This window comes from Streptomyces sp. H39-C1 (assembly GCF_027158125.1).
GTDB classification, from domain to species: domain Bacteria; phylum Actinomycetota; class Actinomycetes; order Streptomycetales; family Streptomycetaceae; genus Actinacidiphila; species Actinacidiphila fildesensis.
In genome coordinates, this window is sequence record NZ_JAPVLS010000036.1 from 1 (window position 1) to 20706 (window position 20706).

The following is a 20706-nucleotide window of genomic DNA, read 5'->3' on the forward strand; positions in this document are numbered from 1 at the left end:
ACGGGCCACCTCATGATCATCTGGCTTAGACACCACAATGATCACGAAGCCCGTGCCTGCTCTGCTATGCGCCCCAACCGGTCACAACCCGACCAGCCGCACGACCCCGGAACTTGCAACCGCCCTGTGGCCGGCGGCCCCCCGAAGCTGGCCGATCACGCTTCGGTGGAGGGGAGTTACCTTCTGGCCGCATCCTCGGAAACGAGTGCCGCTCTCGCTCCGCCAGGTGAAACCTACACGGCCTTCACCGGCCAACTACTGGAAGTTCTGCGCAGTGGAATAGTCGGCGGTCCAGAGTTGCTGGAGCTCGACGCGGTATATCAGCAGCTGCGGGTGTCGTTGGCCGCTCAGTCGCGCCCCGAGCCGCAGGCCAGAAATAGGAACACGGGAGCCCGACTGGCTCTCGGTCGAAACCGAGCGTTCGACCCGGACTCTCCCGTCGGTACGTCCGGTGGCCTAGATCCGTCCCTCCGCGCCTGGCCCTCGCCCGGTGGTATCCGGACAGCCGAGGGGTTCATCGCGCGGCTCGGGGATATCCGTGTGGTGGCCGGGCTGTCGCAGAAGGCGATCAGCGAACGCTCGGGCCGCAAGATTGCGGACGGCACGGTCAGCAACTTGCTGAATCGCGAGACGCTTCCGCGTACATGGACTGCCATCCCCACGTACTTGTCGGCGTGCGGAGTACCTGAGGACCAGGTGCGGCAGTGGAAGGAGGTGTGGGAGAGGATCCGCGGGGAACAGGCTGGCAGAGCACAGGACTTGACGCCCTCTGCTGCAGAAGACCGGGAGCCCCAGACATGGGCCAGGAGACTCTGGCGGAGGAAGGACGGTAATACCGCACGTCCCGAGCGGGGTTGAGAGCTCGGCCTATCGGGCTGGCGACACCTGGGCAGGGGGAGTCGTCTGCTGGGGTGTCGTAGCGGGAGTACCAGAACCGCCGCCGAAGAGGGTGTTCCAGGCGGCGATGGCGAGCACTGCCAGAGTCACCACGACCCAAGTGGCGGGCTTTTTCATGCGTCGGGAGACCGTCGTGGGCCTGACGTAGGTCGCTGCCCGGTAATGCCCCTTGCGGCTCTGCGCCACTGCTAATCCTTCCTCGCAAGCCGATGGGGACGAGTAGCTCGTCCTGGGGGGATTGTTGCAGGGCACTGCTGTGGTTGTCGGCGCCTTCGGGCCTACCGGCCGGAATCCGATGGTGTGGGTTGATCGCCTGCGCGTACCAGGCGGCCTTGACCACTGCGCGCAACGAGCCGCCCGCCTCTCCACGGGTCGCCGTCCGGCAGCTTCTCCCGGATGGCCTCGAGGCCACGCCGCTCGCGGTCGAACTCCGACTCGGTGACCGTGCTCCGTCACACGCGTGAGGCCGGGGCGGAGAGCGGCCTTGCGGAGTGAATACGCCACGTTCCGCACCCAACTGGCAACCCGCTCCGCAGCCCTTGGAGGCGACCACGTCGCGATCGCCTTCGTGCGTCGAGCTGGGCTGCGGTGCATGCCGCGATCGAAGGAGGGTGGCGAGCACAAGGATGACAGGGAGGCACTTTGATGGCTTCCGCCCGCACACCGAGTCATCGGATTACGATGCGACCCGGGGAGTCTCGGCGTTCCGGCCTGCGCCGGGAGCCGGAACGTATGTGCGCCGCATGAGCTCCTCCGACGACCGATCACTTCGCAGTCCGCCAGGAGCGCAACGTGCCGTACACGGCCGAGATCAGCCGCAGCAATCCGACGAGTATTATCTTCCTCGTCGATCAGTCGACCTCCATGAGCGACCCCATCGGCGGTGAAGTCCCGCAGCAGAAGGCTGATGTCGTCGCCGACGCCATCAACCGGCTCCTCACAGAGCTCTCGGTCAAGTGCGCGAAGGAAGAGGGTGTCCGCGACTACTTCCACGTCGCGGTCGTCGGTTACGGCGCCTCCGTCGGCTCCGCCTTCGCCGGTGCGCTCGGCGGACGGGACATCGTTCCCCTCAGCGAAGTGGCGGACAACCCGGCGCGCGTCGACGAGCGAATCAAAAAGGTGCCGGACGGTGCGGGCGGCCTGGTCGAGACCTCGGTCAGCTTCCCTCTGTGGATGGACCCGGTAGCCCATGGCGGGACGCCGATGAACCGCGCTCTTCAGTACGCCGAGAGCCTCGTCGCCGGCTGGACTGAGCGCTTCCCGGCGAGCTTCCCGCCGATCGTCATCAACCTGACGGACGGGGAGTCGACCGATGGCGATCCCACGGCTGCCGCCGAGGCCATCACCTCGCATGCAACGGCTGATGGTGCCGCTCTGCTGTTCAACCTCCACGTGTCCGCCGCGGGCGGCACCCCCACCGCGTTCCCGGACACCACCGACGGACTCCCCGACAGCTATGCCCGCACTCTGTTCTCCATGTCCAGCCCTCTGCCCAGCCATATGCGTTCATACGCGGCCTCGCAGGGGCAGCGGGTCAGCGAGACCACCCGTGGCTTCGTCTACAACGCGGACATCACCACGGTCGTGCAGTTCCTCGACATCGGCACCCGCGCCACCGAACTGCGGTGACGCAATCGCCTTCCTGCGTGTACGTCACGCACCTGGTAGCCCCTAAGTACGGCAGTACGCAGGCGGAATGCGAGGACGCCGTCGTCGTGCTGCCCGACCATCCGCATGACCACATGCTGCGGGAACCGATCACCGTCGGCGTCTGTGACGGGGCAACGGAGAGCGCTCTGGCGAAGGATTGGGCCCGGCTTCTGTCCCGTGCGGCGGCCGAGCGTGCTTTGGAGCGGCCTGACCTCTTGCAAGGCGGCGCCGCTTTCGAGGAGTTCGCGGCGTCAGTCGTGGGCCGGTGGGAGCCCTGGCTCGAGCAGTACACGCAGGTGCGCGTCGCTGACGGGCGCCCGTTGAAGTGGTACGAGCACACCAAGCTCGCCGAGGGTGCGTTCGCGACGCTGCTCACCGTGCGGGTGGACCCGGAAACCGTTTCTGAGCCCGACGCCGGCGTATCTGCCCCGGTATGGCGGTGGCGGGCTGCCGCCCTGGGGGACAGCTGCCTGTTCCACCTGCGGAACGACCAGCTCGTCGAGGCATTCCCCGTGGAGTCCGCCGAAGAGTTCGGCACCGTCCCAGACCTCTTCGGCAGCCGTAACCGTGATGCGGCGTTGCTGGCCGGCCGTACGCGGTACACCGAAGGCCGGTGCCTGCCGGGCGACCGGCTGTTCCTCATGACCGACGCACTGGCGGCATGGTTCCTGTCGGTGCCCGACCAAGACGACGCGCTGAGGGAGCTGCTGGAGTTCTCCGCGCCAGATGACCTGGGGGCGTTCGTGGACTGGCTGAATGGTCTTAGGGAGCGTCAACAGCTACGCAACGACGATGTGGCCATCGTGCGGATCGATTTCGAAGGGCGGTGACCATGGGATCTCCCACCGCTCCGCAGCGGCAGTTCCCCAGTGGTGCCGCCTACGCGGAGGCGCTGCAGCATACGCAGCTGTGCTTTCAGCACCCTGAACTCAGAGGCGCGCGGCCGGAATTGACCAAGCTCGGCCTGCCTCGCGCGATCTCCGGCGCCTTCGCGAGTGTCTTCTCGCTGACCTCGCCCACGTCGGGTCACCGGTATGCGGTCAAGTGCTTCACCCGCTATGTCCCCGATCAGGAGCGTCGCTACCAGGCCATCAGCGCCCGTCTGGCGCGGTTGGACGGGGCGGAGCTCTCCCAGCCGTGGAAACTCGGCTTCGAATATCTCCCTGACGCGATCACTGTGGGCCAGGAACGTTATCCCGTCCTGAAGATGGAGTGGATCGAGGCGGTCACCCTGTCCTCCTGGCTCGATGCCAACCATGCGGACCGGTACGCCGTCGACCGCCTGGCCGACCGGTTCGCAGCCCTGACTTGCGATTTGTCTCGGAATGAGATTGCTCACGGGGATCTGCAGCACGGCAACCTGCTCGTCGCTCACGACGACACCCTGCGCCTGGTCGACTACGACGGCATGTACGTGCCGGCGCTGTCCGGGCTGGGCGGCACGGAGCGGGGCCACCGCAACTATCAGTCGCCCCTGCGCGGAAACGATGACTTCGGGGTGACGCTGGATAGGTTCTCGGCCTGGGTCATCTTCATGTCGCTCAAGTCGATCGCCACCGACCCCGCCCTCTGGAACAGGTTGCACGAGCCGAGTGGTGAATTCCTGCTGCTCACGGAGGATGACTTCAAGAGTCCGGGCGGCTCCACAGGACTGCAGACGCTGCTCGCCCACCCCGACCGGGCGGTGAGCAGTCTCGCCGAGCAGGTAAGGTCCCTGGCCTTTCAACCGCTCGATCTGCTTCCCCCGCTTTCCGATGCCATCCCGAAGCAGCGCACCGCCGCTACGACGAGTACACCGGCTTCCCCTGCGGCTACTGTTCCTGGTGGCGCCGGTGGACTCCCCGGCTGGATGAACGGGTACGTCACACCGCAAGCGGGGCTACCGCAGGCTGCGCCACCAGGGGCAGCACCGAACTGTTTCCGCACCCGAACGGTCCTGGACGTGGTCACGGCCGTGCTGGTGCCACTCCTGCTGGCCGTGACCGGCCTTCTACTCGTCGCCGGTAGCCCGATGCCGCTGACCGGGATCGGGGCACCCGTCGTCGTCGCTGCAGCCATCACCATGATCGCCTGGAGTCGCCGCGTCGAGCGGGCACAGTCCCAGGCCGTTCTGGCGGGACTCACGACACAACTGACCCAGCTCGACGACCCGGTCAAGGCAGCCGAGAAACTGCGCAAGCAGAAGGCGAAGTTCGACGCCCAGGAGGCGAAACGGACCGACGCCCACCCCAAGGAACTGGAGAAGCTCAGAGCCCGGTACCACGCCGAGCTCAAGGAAGCCGAACAGCGTAAGGTCCGCAAGCAACGCGACATCGCCAAGAAGATCGACGGGCTCTCGGAGGAGCTCCGCAATGCCCTGGCGAAGGCGCTCGCTGCCAAGCAGACGGCCTATGTCCGGGATCAGCTCGACCGGCGACTGATCGCCCAGTCCCCGCCGCACGGCATCGGGAAGACGCTCGCTGCCCGTCTCGCCGACGCCGGCATCCGGACGGCAGCGGATTTCACGGGCTACCGGGCAGTGCAGAACAGCTCCTACGCCAGCGTCGGCGCTGAACTCAGGCTGCGCAGCGGCCGTTTCGTAAATATCCCGGGCATCGGTGAGGCCAAGGCCATCGCACTCGATATCTGGCGCAAGGATCTGTACAACTCCGCTGTCGCCCGTCAGCCAAGCGCTCTCACCCTGCCGGAGCGACTGCCGATCGAGCACGACAACGCCCGCTATCGGGCTCAGCTCACCGGCCAGCGCCAAACCCTGGAGTCCGCTGCCGAAGCGCTGCGCGAATCGGCGCGGAAACAATTGGAGGAGGGCCAGAAGCGGCTTGCCCGGGAGAACACGCTCGCAGGTGAAGACGCTGCGCGACAGCGACGTGAGTTCAGCCGACGGACCGTCACGCTCCAGCAGAACAGTGCGCTCCACGGGGCGCTCAGCGCCTCGGCGGACGCAGCCAGGCTCCGACGGCGCGGGCTGTCCTACGCGCGCTATGTACGGTTCCTCTACGCCGGGCGCTGAGGCATCGCGCGATGTCGTCGCGTCAGACCTGCCAACCAGCGTGGTAACCGCTTCGTAGTCCGGACCGGTTGCCCGGCAGGCGCTCGCGGCACCGCACCGCCTGGTGCGTGCCCACTGGGCGGTTAGTCTGGGGTTGCCTTAACGGAGTTTCGTGGACACCAACCACGACAACCCGCGGCGCCAGGTGCGGCTGTCCTTCCTTGGATGACACAAGGATCCGTCGGGTGAGCTGAGCTTCCGACCTCGTCGTCCCGAATCACGGGCACGCCAGTCACTCAGGTCGTCTACGGCTCCGCGCTCCTCGGCGGTGGTCGTTGACCGCCGCCGCTCCTCCGTCCGTTCGGTGGACTGCTGGGTGGTCTCGCGCATACATCAGCGTGCTGATGGTCTCGTACCTGCGGATCGAACCATCCGGCGCCTCCATGTCCCGGGCCTCGGGCTGCCGTGGTGGGTGGCTACGAAGGGCCGCCCACCACGGAACTCTTGGCCGGTATCTCCCCCGGCACACCACCGCGCTTCGTCACCGGGTTCGCCCGCCAAGGCCCTGTCCTATCGATCTCGCCGGGAGCGCGACGTCGGACAAGATCGACCGGACTGGGCATTGGCGAGCCGGTGGTCAGGCGTAAATGCTGCGACTCATCGTTTCGCTGCGAAGGCCGGCCGATTTCCGCAGGTCGCTGGTGAAGACAACCCGGGAGAGCCAACGCGACTTGCCCGCGGGAAGCGGCTCGTATGCGTCTCGTGCGTGCACGCACCGGAAGTTGTCGACGTAGACGAACTCGCCGGCCTGCAGCACGAGGGTGGCCTTGTTCTCTTCGAGGTACTCCTTGAGCCGCTGCAGTGCGCCGCGTTCGACACCGGAGTAGTCCGCGAGGTCGAGGGCGGCGAAGTTGACGCGCACGTAGGGACGTTCGCGGCGGCCGAAGAAGATTGGCTGCCAGTTCTCCTCGACGGTGCCCGATGTTTCGTGGATCGGGTTGTGCCCAATGTTGAACCGGGGCGCGAAGAGGGCGTCCCGCTCCTCGGGCTTCAGGTTGTCGATCCCGTCGACGCAGGAGACCGTGGTCCCGGCCTGCTCGTCGTTGCGCATGCAGGCAAGTCCGAGGAAATCGGGACGCGCCGGGTGGAAGGCATCCTCGACGTGGAACCCGAAGTCGAACTTCGAGCCTGAGCTGGAGTTCGAGATCTCGGCGAGATGCGGCATCGGAGCGATGGTGTTGTAAATGCTCCCGGCCCGCTGGGAGGTGAATCCGATCGGCTCGCCCAGCAGCGCGCCGTAGAGGCCGTGCAGCACCTGGGCGTCGTTGATGGCGAAGCCGGGCTCGGTCTCCACATAGCTGGTGGGCGTGGCTCCAGCCCCGTCCCGGAGTACAGGGCTGCCCGCCACGTGAAGCACGCCCCCCTCCTCGCGACGCTTGAAGCGGTAGAAGGTTTCCCGGACGCGCCGGGGCAGTTCATGGGACAGGACGTGGGACCGCTCCAGGAAGTAGTACTGGTCGGTCATCCGGGGATCTTCCGAGATCTCGTCCAGGAGTTTCCGTGTCTCGACCGCTTCGTCAGCGGTCAGCTCAAGTCGCAGGACGCTCGTTGCCATTTCATACCTCTCATCAGAGACGATTCAGCTCAATATGACCGGCCGCGGGCACATAAGTGCGTACACAGCCGATTTCGGAAAGAGAACGGGAAATTCGTTCGACCGCAGGGAAGGCGCAGACGGAGATCAAATCTCCGGTGAACAATCGGACCGCACCTGGTTCTTTTTGATTACATCGCGGAGCGCAGCTGGATTCATGGAATTTCAGGGTGCTGGGCGCTCGGCAGGGGTGTACCGGAACAGACCTCCTGGCTTGAGTACGTCGTACAGATCGAGCAGCGGACCCGGCGAGTCGGCTGTCGCGACCACTCGAGCGACGGTTCCACCGGGAGTTCCCTGGTGCCACGCGGGGCGTTCGCCGATCGCATAGGGCACTTCTGCGTCCACGATCTCGGGGATGGCAAGTAGTTCGTCGACGGTCGGACCATCGGACAACACCGCGTCGAAGGCCGGCGCCTGCATGGTGTAGTAACCGGTACTGAGCACGGGGGGCGTGAATTCCGGCAGCGGACGCCCCGTGGCGATCGCCGCACGTGCCAGCACCGAGTCGTACCCGCAGCTGTAGTGCAGCATTTCCGTCACACCGCCGCCGATTCGGCTGTTCACCTCGATCACCCGAGGGCCGCCCGCGGTGAACATGATTTCGGTGTGCACGCCGGAGTTGACGATTCCTATCGCCTCGATCGCCGTGGACGCGCAGTCCAGGAGCGCGACGATGTGTTCCTCGGCCAGCACGGACGGAAGTATTCCGCCGTTCTCACGGAAGTTCGGCGACAGTGGCAGTTTGTCCGTGACCGCGAGGTGCTGGATTTCGCCTCTCTGCACGACTGACTCGACGCTCGCGTAGGCACCGTACCGCGGGTCGGGGTAGGGGCTGGAACTGATCATGAACTCTTCCAGGATGAAATCCTGGGCCGCACTGCCTCGAGGATCCGTGGCGTAGTTGGCACAGGCTTCCGCCCACAACTCGGCGAGGTCGGTCGCCTCGTCCAGCCGGTACGTCGCCATACTGCCCGCGCCTGCCACGGGCTTGAGAATGGCCGAGGTGCCGACGTGGGCGGTGGCGTGGCGGAATTCGGCCAGGCTACGGACCGAGGCGTAGCGGGGCGTCGGGATGTTCGCCTTGGCAAGGAGCCGACGCTGTTCGTGCTTGTTCCGCAGAGCTTCGATGGACCACGGAGCATTGGCTGGTAGGCCAAGATGGGAGGCCGCCGCGTGGACGGGCATCATGGTCATCTCACCGAAGCCCAGGATGCCCTCGGGGCGCCAGTTCCGGGCAAAGGCAGTGAGTTCCTCGGTCGCGGTTTCCTGGCCGTGCATGGTCGTATGGCCGCACCATTCCTCGAACTGCGCTGCCCTGGCCAGATCTTTGACTGCGTCTCCGCTGGGGATCCACATGATGTGCAGGTCGTAGATTTCACAGAGCCGCGGAAGGTAGAACTTGGGTCGAGGCCCCGTGGTCACATCGAAGAGAAGCAGTCGCGGATGTGGTGAATATGTGGACGCCATGGCCATACTCGCTCCCGGGTAGGTCAGAGCCCCATCGCGAGCCCCATGGGCATGAGTTCGCGGGAGCCAGTCCGAAGAAGACATAAGAGGGGGTGTAATGAACTGTCGAAGGCTGCCGGGCCGGCCCAGCCAATCGAGGCTTTTTGTGCAGGGCGAATGAATCGAACCGTTTCGACTGTCCGGCCCTCCGTCGGCAAGTCAATGCTGATGACTGGCGATGACGCGCTGGTCCGGTGGCGGCCGCCCGCCTTCCACCCCGGGGCTTACGGGCGACAGCCGGGAACCGGGTGGCGTGAGGTGACGAGAAGCCTGGTCCGTGCCGTCGAGGAACGGCCGCGCGGTAGCCACGCCGGACGTCACCAGGAGCTCGCGGGAGACTGGCGCCCCATCGGCCAAGGCGGCCCCCAACGGATAGGTCCGGGCGGCGGCCGGCAGAACTCCCTCGCGGCCACTGAGCAGCACCTTCACCTCACTACGGCAGTTGGAGGAGCTGTTCATGGCCGCCAGCCGTCGCAGGGTCTGTCTCGCCACGGCTTCCGCGGTGTCGTACAGCGTCGTGTGGGTGGGCAGACGCGCGCGAATCCGGTCGGCCACTAGGGGGTAGTGGGTGCAGCCCAGGACGACGGAGGTGCAGTAACCGGGCGTCCGGGCCACGGCATAGGCGATCGCGGCGTCGATCGCAGCCGTCCCGCCCCGGTCGATGGCCTCGGCCAGAGCTGGGCATGCCACGCGCGCGACGGTCTGGTCGGGAGCGAACTCACTGATCAACCGCTCCTGGTACGGACTCGCCGTGGTGGCCTCGGTCGCCCAGACCGCGAACGGCGCGCCGGTGACCGCCGCCGGCTTCACCGCAGGAACAGTGCCGATGACTGGGACAGCGGGTTCGAACTCGGCGCGCAGTACTTCCAGCGCGGTGACGCTGGCGGTGTTGCACGACAGTACGAGCGCCTGGGCGCCCAACCTGACGGCGTGCTCGGCAGCCCGGAGGACCCGGTTCGCGATGAACGCCGCTGAGCGCGGGCCCCAGGGCGCGCCGTCGGGGTCAAGGAGCAGAATGACCTCGCGCTCGGGGTCCATGTGCCTGATCCAACCCGCGGTGGGCAGCAGGCCGAGCCCGGAATCGATCAACCCGATGGTCATCGTAGGTCCTTGCTCTCCCTTCTCGATTGCTACGGACGGTGGGTCGGGCTACAGACCGGGGAGCCCCACGGGTGATTCGATCTCGATCTCCAAGGCGTCGACGCATGCGTCCAGGCGCCCGCGAAGCGCCTCCGGCGATGAGTCGAGCGCCACCACGTGCCCCAGACGCAGCATGAATGCTCGGGGCGGCAGGGCCACTTCCTGTCCGACCGTCACGTGCCAGCCGAGTTCGCACCAGAGCCGCTCGGCGTCCGCGGCGTGACCCAGAGCACGGACCGTGCCGTCATGCCGCGGGTAGACCATGCGGATGCCGGCCACGCGGTCGTGTGTCGGGGTGACCTCGACGGGCTCGCCGGTCAGCGAGGCGACGGTGAGGGCCACCAGGTTGACGCCGGTCGCCAGACTGGTCACGAACGGGATCTTGTCCCCGGCCAGGCGCGCGGCGACCTCGATCATTCGTGGCCCCGATGAGGTGAGCCTGAGCTCGGAGTGCGTCGCTCCGAAGGTGATCCCCAGTGCCCGGTGCGCCTCGACGACCACTCGCTCAACAGCGCTGTAGTCCGGATGCGCCGAGGGCCTGCGGCACGTGTGGCCGAGTTCCTCGAAGTATGGGGCGAACCCCACCTCCTTCTCGGTCAGACCGCAGATCTGGACGCGACCGTCCTGCGACACCGCCTCCACACTGATCTCCGGGCCGTCGAGGTACTCCTCGACGAGCACACCGGGAAGGGCAGTGACCCGGGCGTCCCGCGCGCTCGCCGCCAACTCGAACCGGGACCGCAACTGCTGCTCGTCCTCGACCCGGACCACGCCGCGACTGCCGCCCAGATTCCGCGGCTTGACGACGACGGGATAGCCGATGAGCGCGGCGGCCTCCACCGCCTCTTCGGCGGTCAGGGCGAGGATGCTCCGGGCCGACGGCACGCCGACGGCCCGGAACGCTTCGCGCATCAGACGCTTGTCCCGGCACATGGCCGCGGTCTGCGGCGACAGACCAGGCAGGCCGAGATCCGCGGCCACCTCCGACGCCACCTCGACTCGTGTCTCGTCGTAGGTGAGTACGCCGTCGAACGGATCGGCGGCGTGCAACTCCTTCGCCAGGGCTCGTACCTGCTCGCGGTTCCCCAGGTCCACCTCGTGCACCGAGTCCACCAGAGGTACGGCCCAGTTCCGCTGCGGGGGGGATTCGATGAGATCGACCCGGACTCCCGCGTCGGACATGGACTCCAGGATGTACCTGCGGTACATCTCGTTGCCCGCGCTGAGTACCAACAGATGCTTCACGGCTTCTCTCCAGGTATGACATACAGGTATGGCGGGCAATACGGACTCGGCACTCCACCGCCGGCTCGCGAACGGCACGGGCAGGCCGGTTGCCGGCCCGATTTCTCCAGGCTGACCCGGTGATCAAGTCGGTGCGCATGGCTTTTGACTGTCCATCAGGCCTCTGCCGCACGCTGGATCCAGATCAGGAGGCGTCGGTAGTGCGGCGGCGTTCGTCATCTTGCCTCCGCCCTCTCTCTCACATGTCGGTCGACGGGAGCCCCCGAATCGTGCCGATCGGCGCGGGCGTGTCCGCGCAGGCCGGCGAACCACACGACCACCGCCGTGGTGACCGCGAGCAGGCCGGATCCGATGAAAACCGGTCGCGGGTCGCCGTGGTGAAGGCCGGTGAGAAGTCCCGCGAGCATGGCGCCCACGGGGCTCGCCGCCAGCGCCGTCATGCGGGCGGTGGCGGTGACCCGCCCGAGCAACTCGCGCGGCACCGTCTGCTGTCGGATGGTCCGGATGACGACGACCGCGAGGACCGCACAGGCGCACACGACGAGGTTGAGCGCGGCCAGAGGAACGACTGAGGCGGTCAGACCGATGGCGTCGAGGGCCATCCCGAGGCTGACGGTACTCAGGAAGACGAGCCAGAGTTGCCGTGCGGGTGTGGCCAGCCGGGATGCCAGGACGGCACCCGCTATCCCGCCCACACCGCCGCAGCCGACCACGACGCCTACCTCCGGGGCGCCGAGTCCGAGGATGTTGCACGCGTAGAAGGGGATGAGCGTCTCCACCGCGATGAACAGGTTGGCGGATGCCTGACTGCACGTTAAGAGAAGGATCAGCCGCGAGTTCCGCAGGTACCGCAGGCCTTCGGCCACATCCCGCCGCAGGCTCTTGAGAGCACTGCCGAGTGTTCGCGGCCGCGCGGCTCCCCGCAGCGCACTCCGGCCGCTGACCGCGTAGATCGTCACCAGCGACAGCAGATACGTGGCGGCGTTGCCGAACAGTGCGGTGTGCAGACCGACGGCGGCGGTCAGCACACCGAAGAGGCCCGGTCCCACCGCGAGTGAAGCCTGGTTGGTTGCCTCAAGCCAGGAGTTGGCCCGCACCAACCGTTCGCCCTGAGCGAGGTCGCGCACCGCGACGGCGAGCGCGGTGTCGAAGAAGACGCCGGCCCCCGAAGCCAGGAACGCCAGCACCAGCACCACCCACACCTGCAGATCTCCCGCGCGGGCGAGCAGTGCCAGGGTCAGGAAGACCGAGAACCGGATCGCGTCCATCATGATCATGATGACGCGCGGGTTGAAGCGATCGACGATCGCTCCGGCGATGAGACCGACCATCAGGTAGCCGATCGTGCGGGGCGCGGCCGCGAGCGCCGCGGCGAAGGCACCACGGGTGAGTCCCAGTACGACAAGAGGAAAGGCGAGGAAGGCCAGCCCATCGCCAAGGAGGGAGAAGACCTGCCCGCCGAAGAAGACAACGAATCGGGACTTCGAAGGGGAATCGGTTTCTTCGTCCGTCCGGCCGCTCGGAGCAGCCATGCCCCATACCTCCTGGTCGGTGTTGAGTGATTGGACAACTGACGCGGGACGGCCTGGCCGCTCACCACAGGGACGGATCGGCGCGACGACGTTCCTGGTCCGCACCGACCTGGACTTCCCCTTCCGTCGGAGAAGCTGACCCGGGCATACAGCTGTCCCAGGTCATTGGGCGGACAGCCGATGCACGCAGCGTGGAATGCGGTGTGGGCCAGGCCGTCAAGAACCGACCACCACGGCTAGGGGCTGCCGGGTGGGATCACCTGCAGCCGTCGTTGAACCTCCGGGTACCGATGTACAACTGGCCGGCGTCGTTCATGTCGACGGTCGAGCCCGTTGCCCGGACGGAGCCGACGGTGTTGCTGGCCCAGACGGCACGGCCGCTGCTGGTGTAGACGACGAAGTTTCCGTCGTTCTGGTAGGACGCGTAGGCGCCACCCGAGTTCTCGGTGTGGGTCGCCCAGCAGGCACCGAAGTGGCCGCCGTACTCGACGAGGTTGCCGTCGCTCTGCATGACCAGCCAGACGTGGCCGGTGCTGGTGTACCGCTCGATGGATTCCCCCGCGTTGAGGGTCTGGCCCCGATCGAGGTGGTCCGAGCCGGCTGCCGTGGCCGTGCCGGTGAGACCGATCATCGAGATGGCGGCGACTGCGCCGACAGTGAATGTCTTCGTGAGTGTCTGACGTATGTTCATGTCTGGTGTCCTTTCAGTTGGATTGTCCGTGCGTTATGACCATTGGCAGGATGGGCTTCTGGCTCCGGTGACCTGGGACGTGTAGCAGATTTCCATCGAGAACGCCGGAACCATGGCCGTGCGCGAATCCTGGCCCAGGTATTGCCACATCAGATTCCAGGCCGTGGTCGCGGTGTTGGTTCCGTCGCCGGTCGCGTGGTGGTCCCAGACGCCGATGTACGGGATGCCGCAGCCGCTGACGTAGGGGCAGCCGCTGGCGTGTGCTGTCGCGCCGTAGCGGGATATCAGCGCCCACTGCTTCGGCTGGTCGCTGTTGTAGATCTCCGGCTCCGCGCTCGCCCGGCCGACACCCTGGCTGATCCAGTAGATGTCCTCCATGCTCCAGCCGTTGTTGCAGGCATGGTTCACCCTGGTGTCGGTCGACATCGAGACCGGACATCCGTCGGCGGAACCGAAGTTCGTCAGCAGGCGGTACGTGCTGTCGTGGAAGGCCTGGACCCAGGCCCGGGTGGCGGCGATAGAACCGCTGAACCCTGGTTCCATGTCATTGGCGCCGTCGACCTGCGCCGTGCTGCCGATATCTCCGGACCGGGCCCGGAGCCAGTTGTCCACGTCGTTGACCACTCCGGCCCAGGCCCGGCCGGTGGCCGCGGTCACCGTGATGTCGTTGTTGGTGCCGATCCCGATGTTCACGAACGGGTAGTGGGTCCCGTGGTCCGGGAACACCGGCCGCACGCACCGGTGGTAGCCGGTCGCGTACGCCTCGACGTAGCTCTCGATGGCGCTGTTGCTGACGATGGTGCTCAGACCGGGAAGCTGCGTGCCGGAGCCATTGGAGGTCTGACCGCCGAACGCGAAGATGACGTAGCTGCTTTTGACGTAGTTGACGCTGTTGGCGACGTCAAGGTTGGCCTGGGTGCAGCCGAAGCCGTCCGCCATGGCGTTGTCCATGCTCTGGACGTAGAAGCTCCGGTCGGTGGCAGGTTTCGGGGGAGTGGTCGTCGTGGTGTCTCCGACGGGGATCGTCCCGCCGGGGGGTGTGGATCCGCCGGAGCACGCCGGGATGCTGTCGTAGGGGTCCTGGCGGGTCGAGACGTCGACCGCGGGCATATAGCCCCAGGCCCGGCGCGATCCCTGCCCCCCGACGACCCGGTCGCCCTGGGTGTAGTACCAGACGTCGTTGCCGCCGGCGTGCTGCGCGCCGTGGGCGTAGCAGACGAACCAACTGGTCGTGGAGTCCATGTAGCCGACCGTCGTGCTCGCATCGGGCCCGGCGTACAGGGCGGCGCCGGCGCGGCTGTGCGAGTACCAGTCCGCGGGCCAGTACTGTCCCGCGTAGTCGGTCTGCGACTCGTTGGACTGCCACATGTCAGGAGCGCACGCGGGCACCCCGGGAGATGGGTCCGTACTGGTCCACAGGTTGACCGCCGGCATGAAGCCCCAGGCCTGGCGGCCCTGCCACCCGGACGCGCTCCGGTCGCCCTGGGTGTAGTACCAGACGTCGTTGCCGCCGGCGTGCTGCTGCCCGTGCCGGTAGCACGAGAACCAGCTGTTGGTGCTGTCCATCCAGCCGACGAGTGTGCTGTTGTTGGCGCCGGCGTACAGAGGTGCGCCGCTGTCGTTCCCGCAGTACGACACACTGCTCCACGACTGCCCGGTGTTGGGGTCGGTATGGCTCTCCGAGCGCTGCGAACACGATGCCGCCGAGGCCGGCGCCGCGCCGGCGAGCAGACCCGCTGTCAGCATCACCAGGGCCAGCAGAAGCCGCAAGAAGCGTTTCATGGCATCCCTTCGTGAAATTGCGCACCACAGGGTGACGGGTGCGATGGGGTGGGCGGTCCAAGAGGTCGCCGGCCGCCGCTCAGCAGTCCGGCACGCCGGGTACCCGCTGCCAGTTGCCGCCCTGGACGAGGTAGGTCGCCGGCAGATAACCCCAGTAGCCGGGGCCGTCGTCGACGCTTTCGTCGGCGAGGGTGAACAGCCACCAGTCGTTCCGGTTCGCCGATCCGTCGGCGTTGTAGGTGACCGGGTTCTGATGCCCGATGTCCTGGCGCTGGCAGGTGTACCAATTGCTACCGGCATACATCCAGCTGCGCTGCGTGATGAGGGTCCGGCCGTAGACCGGGGCTTTCTGCCAGCTGTCGCAGTAGTAGACGGTGTCGACCACGTATCCCGACGGATACGTCTTCGGCTCGTAGCGGGCGGTGCAACTGCCCGACGTTGCACCGGCCGGGGTGACTGTCCCGACACACGCCGCCACGAGGGCCAGCATGGTCGCGCCGCATGCGGCAAGACGCGTCAGTTTCATGGGCGTTCCTCTCCTGGAGATCGATGTGAGGGGAAGCGGCTCAGTGACGCCCGACACGCCGAACGGAAGGTCGCGTACTGGGCGCACCGGCGCTGCTTCCGGTGGTGCACCGTCAGGCGGCGTAGCCCTTACCGCCGATGAGGGTCTCCAGGTCGTAGGTCGACATGGTCCACTGCCGGGGTACGTTGCCCCAGCTGGACCCACCGGCGCCTTCCGCGGCCGGGTCGTAGACGTAGACCGTGTCCCCGTTGTTGGCGTACCCGACGACCGTCACGTAGTGGAAGATCGTCCGGTTCTGGTTGGGATAGTTCGGCGGCGGCCCGGTGTAGCCGGCCGGGATCCACAGGTTCACCACCATGGGGTAGCCCCGGTCGATGTCGAACATCACGTCGTACTTGAAGAGGTTCCGCTGTGCCTGCGTCGGGTTCCAGTCGATGGTCTTGAACTCGTACCACCGGGTGTTTCCGGAATTGTTGAGTTCGGTTGCCACCTCCTGGGCGCTGTCCGTGCCGTCGCCGTCGGTCCCCATGTGATTGGCGTACGTCGTCTGGCTGTGCGGCGTGTAGCCGAGCCGGGACTGCAACGCCATCTGGACCGAGGCGGGGGCGCAGAAGTTGCCGTTCTCCTGCGGGTACCAGGAACGACCGATGAAGACGGTGCCGGGAAGGCCTCCGCCTGGTGGGTCGGCCAGGGCGGGTGAGGCCGGTGCGAGGACGGCGGCCAGCGCGCTGAACAGCACCAGGCCCATCATGGTGGCGCGACCTCGTGCGCGGCCTTGCTTGTTGCGTCGAAGCATGTTCACTCCCGTGTGACGTGTGACGTGTGGCGGACCGGGCTGGGCCTTCGTGCTTCGCCCTTGTCGTATGTGCCACAACCTCGCTCGCCTGGGGTTTGTGCGACAGGTGCGGGGGCGTCGGACAAACAACGCCGGACAAAGCAGGCGCGTTCTGGCGGGGGAAGGCCGTCATGATCCGGGGGCTCTAGCATGTCCAGGGGGTTCGTTGGGGCTCGTTGAAGTGGTCGTGTCGCGGTGCGCGTTCACGGCCGTTGGGGGGTTGTGGTGGGTCGTCTGGAGAAACCGGTGGATCCGGAGGCCGGCGAGGTTCAAGCGCTGGCCTGGCAGCTGCGGCAGCTGCGGCAGGGGGCCGGGAACCCGGGATATCGCCTGTTGGCCAAGCGGGTCCACTTCTCGGCGAGCACGCTGGCGGATGCCGCCAGGGGCGAGCGGCTCGCTTCGCTGGAGGTGGTGTTGGCCTACGCCGAAGCGTGCGGCGGTGACCGTGACGAGTGGCGGGCGCGATGGTCGGCGGCTGCGAAGGCTCGTGCGGCGGCCGGTACCAAGGAGTCCGGACACGACGACGAGGCAGGCGCGGGTGAGCGGGAGGCCTGCCCCTATCAGGGGCTGACGGTATTTCAGGCAGAGGAGGCGGCACGGTTCTTCGGCCGCTCGCAGCTGGTCGGGCGTTTGGTGGGCCGGGTCGAGCAGTTGTCGTTCGTCGCGCTGTTCGGGGCGTCCGGCAGCGGGAAGTCCTCGCTGTTGCGGGCCGGGCTGCTCGGTTCGATCGCCGCGCATCCGGAGGCGGCAGGGCGCTGGCGGATCCTGCTGATGACGCCGACCGCCCATCCGATCGAGGAATTGTCCGACCAGCTCGCGAAGTTGTCCGGCGCCGATGTGCACCGGATGTACGAGGATCTGTCGCAGGATCCGGCCGCTTTGGACCTCGCGATCCGCGGCGCCATGGCCACCGATCCGGAGGAGTGCCGGGCGCTGCTAGTGGTCGACCAGTTCGAAGAGGTGTTCACGCTGTGCACCGGCGAGGGCGAACGCGCACGGTTCATCGAGGCGCTGCTGGACGCGGCCCACGGCCCCGGACGCCGCACCACGGTGGTGCTCGGCGTGCGCGCGGACTTCCTGGCGCACCTCACCCAGCATCCCGGCCTGGCCGAGGCACTGGGAGACCAGGCGCAGCTGCTGGTCGGCCCGGTATCGGCCACCGACCTGCGGGAGATCATCGTCGGGCCTGCCGCTCATGCCGGGCTACGGGTCGAACCGGAACTGCTGGCGACGGTGCTCGCCGACGCCGCCGGGGAGCCGGGCGCGTTGCCGCTCGTCTCGCATGCCCTGCTGGAGACGTGGCGGCGGCGATCAGTGAACTCCCTCACCCTGGCGGGGTACCACGCCAGCGGTGGTGTGCGCGGAGCGATCGCCCAGACCGCCGAGCGGGTTCACGACGGGCTCAGCCCGGAGCAGCAGCAGATCGCCCGCAAGATCTTCCTGCGGCTCACCGCGCTGGGGGACGGCACCGAGGACACCCGGCGGCCCATCGTCCGCACCGAACTCGACGGCGTCGCGGATGCGCCGGTGGTCGCCGAGGTACTGGACCGGCTGGCCGGGGCCCGGCTGGTCGTGCTGGGGGACGGCACGGTGGAGGTGGCCCACGAGGCGCTGCTCCGGGCCTGGCCCCGGCTGCACCGCTGGCTCACCGACGACCGGGCGAGCCTGCTCGTCCACCGCGGGCTCACCGAGGCCGCCCACGGCTGGCAGTCGTCGGACCGTGATGCCGGGGCGTTGTACCGCGGGGGCCGGCTGGCGGCCGCCCGCGCCTGGGTCCAGGAGCATCCCGGGAACCTGAACGAGTTGGAGGATGCCTTCCTCGCGGCGGGCAACGCCGCGGAACACGCGGAACACGCCAGCGCCCGGCGCCGCACCCGCCTGCTCAAGCGTCTCGTCATGGGCATGGCCCTGCTCATGACACTGGCCATGGTCAGCGGTTTCGTCGCCATGAGCCAGCGCACGGACGCCCGCCGTCAGCAGCAGGTCACGTTCGCCGATCAGCTCTCGCTGCGGGCCAGGAATCTGCTCGCCACCGATCCGGCTCTGGCCGGCCGGCTGGCGGTGGAGGCATACCGCTTGCACCCGGACACCGAAACCGGCGGCGGCCTGCTCAGCGCCGCCGCGGCACCCAGACCGGTCGTCCTCAACGCCGGTGGTCCGGCCGTCTACGCGCTGGCGTTCAGCCCGGATCACTCGGTGCTGGCCTCCGCGGCCGTCGACGGGACGGTCGGCCTGTGGGACCCGGTGCGGGGCGCCCTGATCGCCACGCTCGACGGGCACGCCGGACGCGTGATGGCCGTGGCCTTCAGCGGGGACGGGAACCGGCTCGCCTCCCTGGCGATCGCCGGGACGTCCGGATCCGTCACGGTCTGGGACACCCACACCCACCGCCAGGTGCGCCGGCTGGCCATCGACCACCCCGCCGCGGCCATGGCCTTCAGCTCCGACGGCGCGACGATCGCCGCCGGCACCGACACCGGCGGCATCGCCCTGTACGACCTCACTCACCCATCCGGTGCGCCGTCCGCAACACTGCGGAGCCACCAGCACACCGTGCTGTCCCTGGCGTTCAGTTCCGACCGTCAGTACCTCGTATCGGCGGCCGCGCAGGAAAGTCCCATCGTCTGGAACACGGCCACCGCAGCGGGCACCACCCTGCGCGGCGCCGATCATGTCGACTCGGTGGCGTTCGAGCCGTCAGGGCACCGCTTGGCGGCCGGGGCGGACGATCGAGGGGTGTATCTCTGGCTCGATGGCGACCTTTCGGCTCCGGCGACCTCCCTTCCCCTGCACGGTTCGTTCGGATGGGTGATCTCCGCTCCCGTCAACGACAAGATCGCGGTGGCGGACGAGAGCGGCACCGTCACCCTGCGGGACCTGCGGGGTGTCGAGCCCCCGCAGGCCTTCCGGGACCGGGGCCGCGTCGAGACGATGGCGGTGGCCCTGAGCCGCGACGGGTCGATCCTCGCCTCCGCCGGCTGGGACGGCGGCATCGTGCTGCACGACCTCCGCAACAAGCCGTTCGGCGGGTTCGACGCACAGGTCAACGATGTCGAGGTCAGCCCGGACGGACGCACGATCGCCTCGGCGGGCAGCGACGGATCCGTGCGACTGTGGGACGGCGCCGGGAAACCGGTCGGCGTGCTGGGAGATCAGCCCAACGGCGTGCAGGCGGTCGCCTTCAGCCCGGACGGTCACCTGCTCGCCGCGGTGTCCCGCAATCGCACCCTGACGATCTGGGACACCACCACCCGGCAGCCCGTCGGCCGGCCCGTCCAGATCCCCGCGGTCGGCGCCTCGACCGATGTGGCCTTCGGCCCTGGCGGCCGCTACCTCGCCGCGGCCACGCTCGGTCCTTATCTGTGGGACATGAGTCACCCGGCGTCGCCGGTTCCGGTGCCGCCCAAGAGCGCGCGCCTGGCCACGGCATTGGCGTTCAGCCCCGATGGGCGCCGCCTGCTGACCACCAGCGTCGGGGGATTCGTCAACGTTATCGACCTCGCGACCGGCGTCCAGGCAGACCGGTTCGACACCCACCAAGGCGTGGTGCAGGACCTGGCGGTCAGCCCGGACGGCACGACCCTCGCCACCGCCGGCGACAGCCGTACGATCAAACTGTGGGACACGGTGACCCACCGTCAGATCGCGGTGCTGAGCGGGCACAGCGCACCCATCCAGGTCCTCGCCTTCAGCCCGGACGGCCGCACCCTCGCCTCGGCCGGCGATGACCACACCGTAGTGACATGGGAGGTTGCCACCGGCCGCCGCATCGTCACCCTCACCGGCCACACCGGCACAGTCCGCGGCCTGGCCTTCACCGCCGACGGCGCCCTCGTCTCCGGCGGCCAGGACGGCAGGATCATCCGGTGGACCCTTGATCCCGCCGCGGCCATGACCCGCGTCTGCACCGTGGTCGAACGCGGCCTGAGCCGGGATGAATGGGCGGCATACCTTCCGTCCCTTCCGTACCGGCCAACCTGCGACCGCGTCAGCGGCGTCACATCGCGCTGACCCCGCCCATCGGCCGCAGTTGGCGCAGGGCGAGGATCCCTCCGATGCCGGGGAGCAGCGACAAGGCCGTGATGCGCGGGGTTCGGCGCGCACGCCCGGTTCAGGGCCGAGTACGGCGGCTGCTCGGAGCTCCCGCGCTCGGATGACTTGGCGGTTGTCTGAATGGAGGTGGGCGGACACGAACAAGGACAATGTGAATCGGCGGGTGCGGCTGAGTTTCCTCGGGTAGGGCGATGACCGGACGA

General features: G+C 67.7%; 13 protein-coding genes. 4 read left to right on the plus strand and 9 right to left on the minus strand.

Annotated elements, in window-relative coordinates; translation table 11 throughout:
- Positions 1-1689: 1689 nt before the first annotated feature.
- From O3W51_RS23340 to O3W51_RS23350, 3 genes are read left to right on the plus strand one after another with little or no spacing between them, the layout of a single operon-like run.
- Positions 1690-2526 carry a vWA domain-containing protein gene (locus tag O3W51_RS23340; RefSeq protein ID WP_138353922.1) on the plus strand — a complete coding sequence of 279 codons (837 nt, stop codon included), beginning with the start codon at positions 1690-1692 and terminating at the stop codon, positions 2524-2526.
- A 17-nt stretch (positions 2527-2543) separates the two neighbouring features.
- Positions 2544-3377, plus strand: a complete 834-nt coding sequence (locus O3W51_RS23345) for a hypothetical protein (protein WP_244809082.1) — start codon at positions 2544-2546, stop codon at positions 3375-3377.
- 2 nt (positions 3378-3379) lie between these two features.
- Positions 3380-5557 (plus strand): hypothetical protein, encoded by a 2178-nt coding sequence (locus O3W51_RS23350; RefSeq protein ID WP_269287284.1) that lies wholly within the window; start codon positions 3380-3382, stop codon positions 5555-5557.
- 616 nt (positions 5558-6173) lie between these two features.
- Here O3W51_RS23350 and O3W51_RS23355 read toward each other — a convergent pair.
- From O3W51_RS23355 to O3W51_RS23395, 9 genes are all read right to left on the minus strand, one after another.
- Positions 6174-7151, minus strand: coding sequence for a TauD/TfdA family dioxygenase (locus O3W51_RS23355; RefSeq protein ID WP_269287286.1), 978 nt, complete (start codon positions 7149-7151; stop codon positions 6174-6176).
- Positions 7152-7355: 204 nt separating this feature from the next.
- Positions 7356-8666 (minus strand): ATP-grasp domain-containing protein, encoded by a 1311-nt coding sequence (locus O3W51_RS23360; RefSeq protein ID WP_187144805.1) that lies wholly within the window; start codon positions 8664-8666, stop codon positions 7356-7358.
- Positions 8667-8858: 192 nt separating this feature from the next.
- Positions 8859-9800, minus strand: a complete 942-nt coding sequence (locus O3W51_RS23365) for a glutamate racemase (protein WP_138353917.1) — start codon at positions 9798-9800, stop codon at positions 8859-8861.
- 48 nt (positions 9801-9848) lie between these two features.
- Entirely contained in the window at positions 9849-11084 is a 1236-nt protein-coding gene (locus O3W51_RS23370; RefSeq protein ID WP_138353916.1) for an ATP-grasp domain-containing protein, read from the minus strand.
- 215 nt (positions 11085-11299) lie between these two features.
- Positions 11300-12616, minus strand: coding sequence for an MFS transporter (locus O3W51_RS23375; RefSeq protein WP_269287288.1), 1317 nt, complete (start codon positions 12614-12616; stop codon positions 11300-11302).
- 256 nt (positions 12617-12872) lie between these two features.
- Positions 12873-13307, minus strand: a complete 435-nt coding sequence (locus tag O3W51_RS23380; protein ID WP_138353914.1) for a hypothetical protein — start codon at positions 13305-13307, stop codon at positions 12873-12875.
- A gap of 33 nt (positions 13308-13340) precedes the next feature.
- Positions 13341-15089, minus strand: a complete 1749-nt coding sequence (locus O3W51_RS23385) for a hypothetical protein (protein WP_138353913.1) — start codon at positions 15087-15089, stop codon at positions 13341-13343.
- A 79-nt stretch (positions 15090-15168) separates the two neighbouring features.
- Complete coding sequence (locus tag O3W51_RS23390) at positions 15169-15615, minus strand: hypothetical protein (protein WP_269287289.1); 447 nt, start codon at positions 15613-15615, stop codon at positions 15169-15171.
- A 112-nt stretch (positions 15616-15727) separates the two neighbouring features.
- Positions 15728-16411: a C39 family peptidase gene (locus O3W51_RS23395; RefSeq protein WP_269287291.1), complete on the minus strand. Its 684-nt coding sequence runs from the start codon at positions 16409-16411 to the stop codon at positions 15728-15730.
- Positions 16412-16696: 285 nt separating this feature from the next.
- On the opposite strand from O3W51_RS23395, the gene O3W51_RS23400 reads away from it, so the two are divergent.
- A complete protein-coding gene (locus tag O3W51_RS23400) occupies positions 16697-20461 on the plus strand; it encodes an nSTAND1 domain-containing NTPase (RefSeq protein ID WP_269287292.1) in 3765 nt (1254 codons plus the stop codon).
- Positions 20462-20706: the final 245 nt, after the last annotated feature.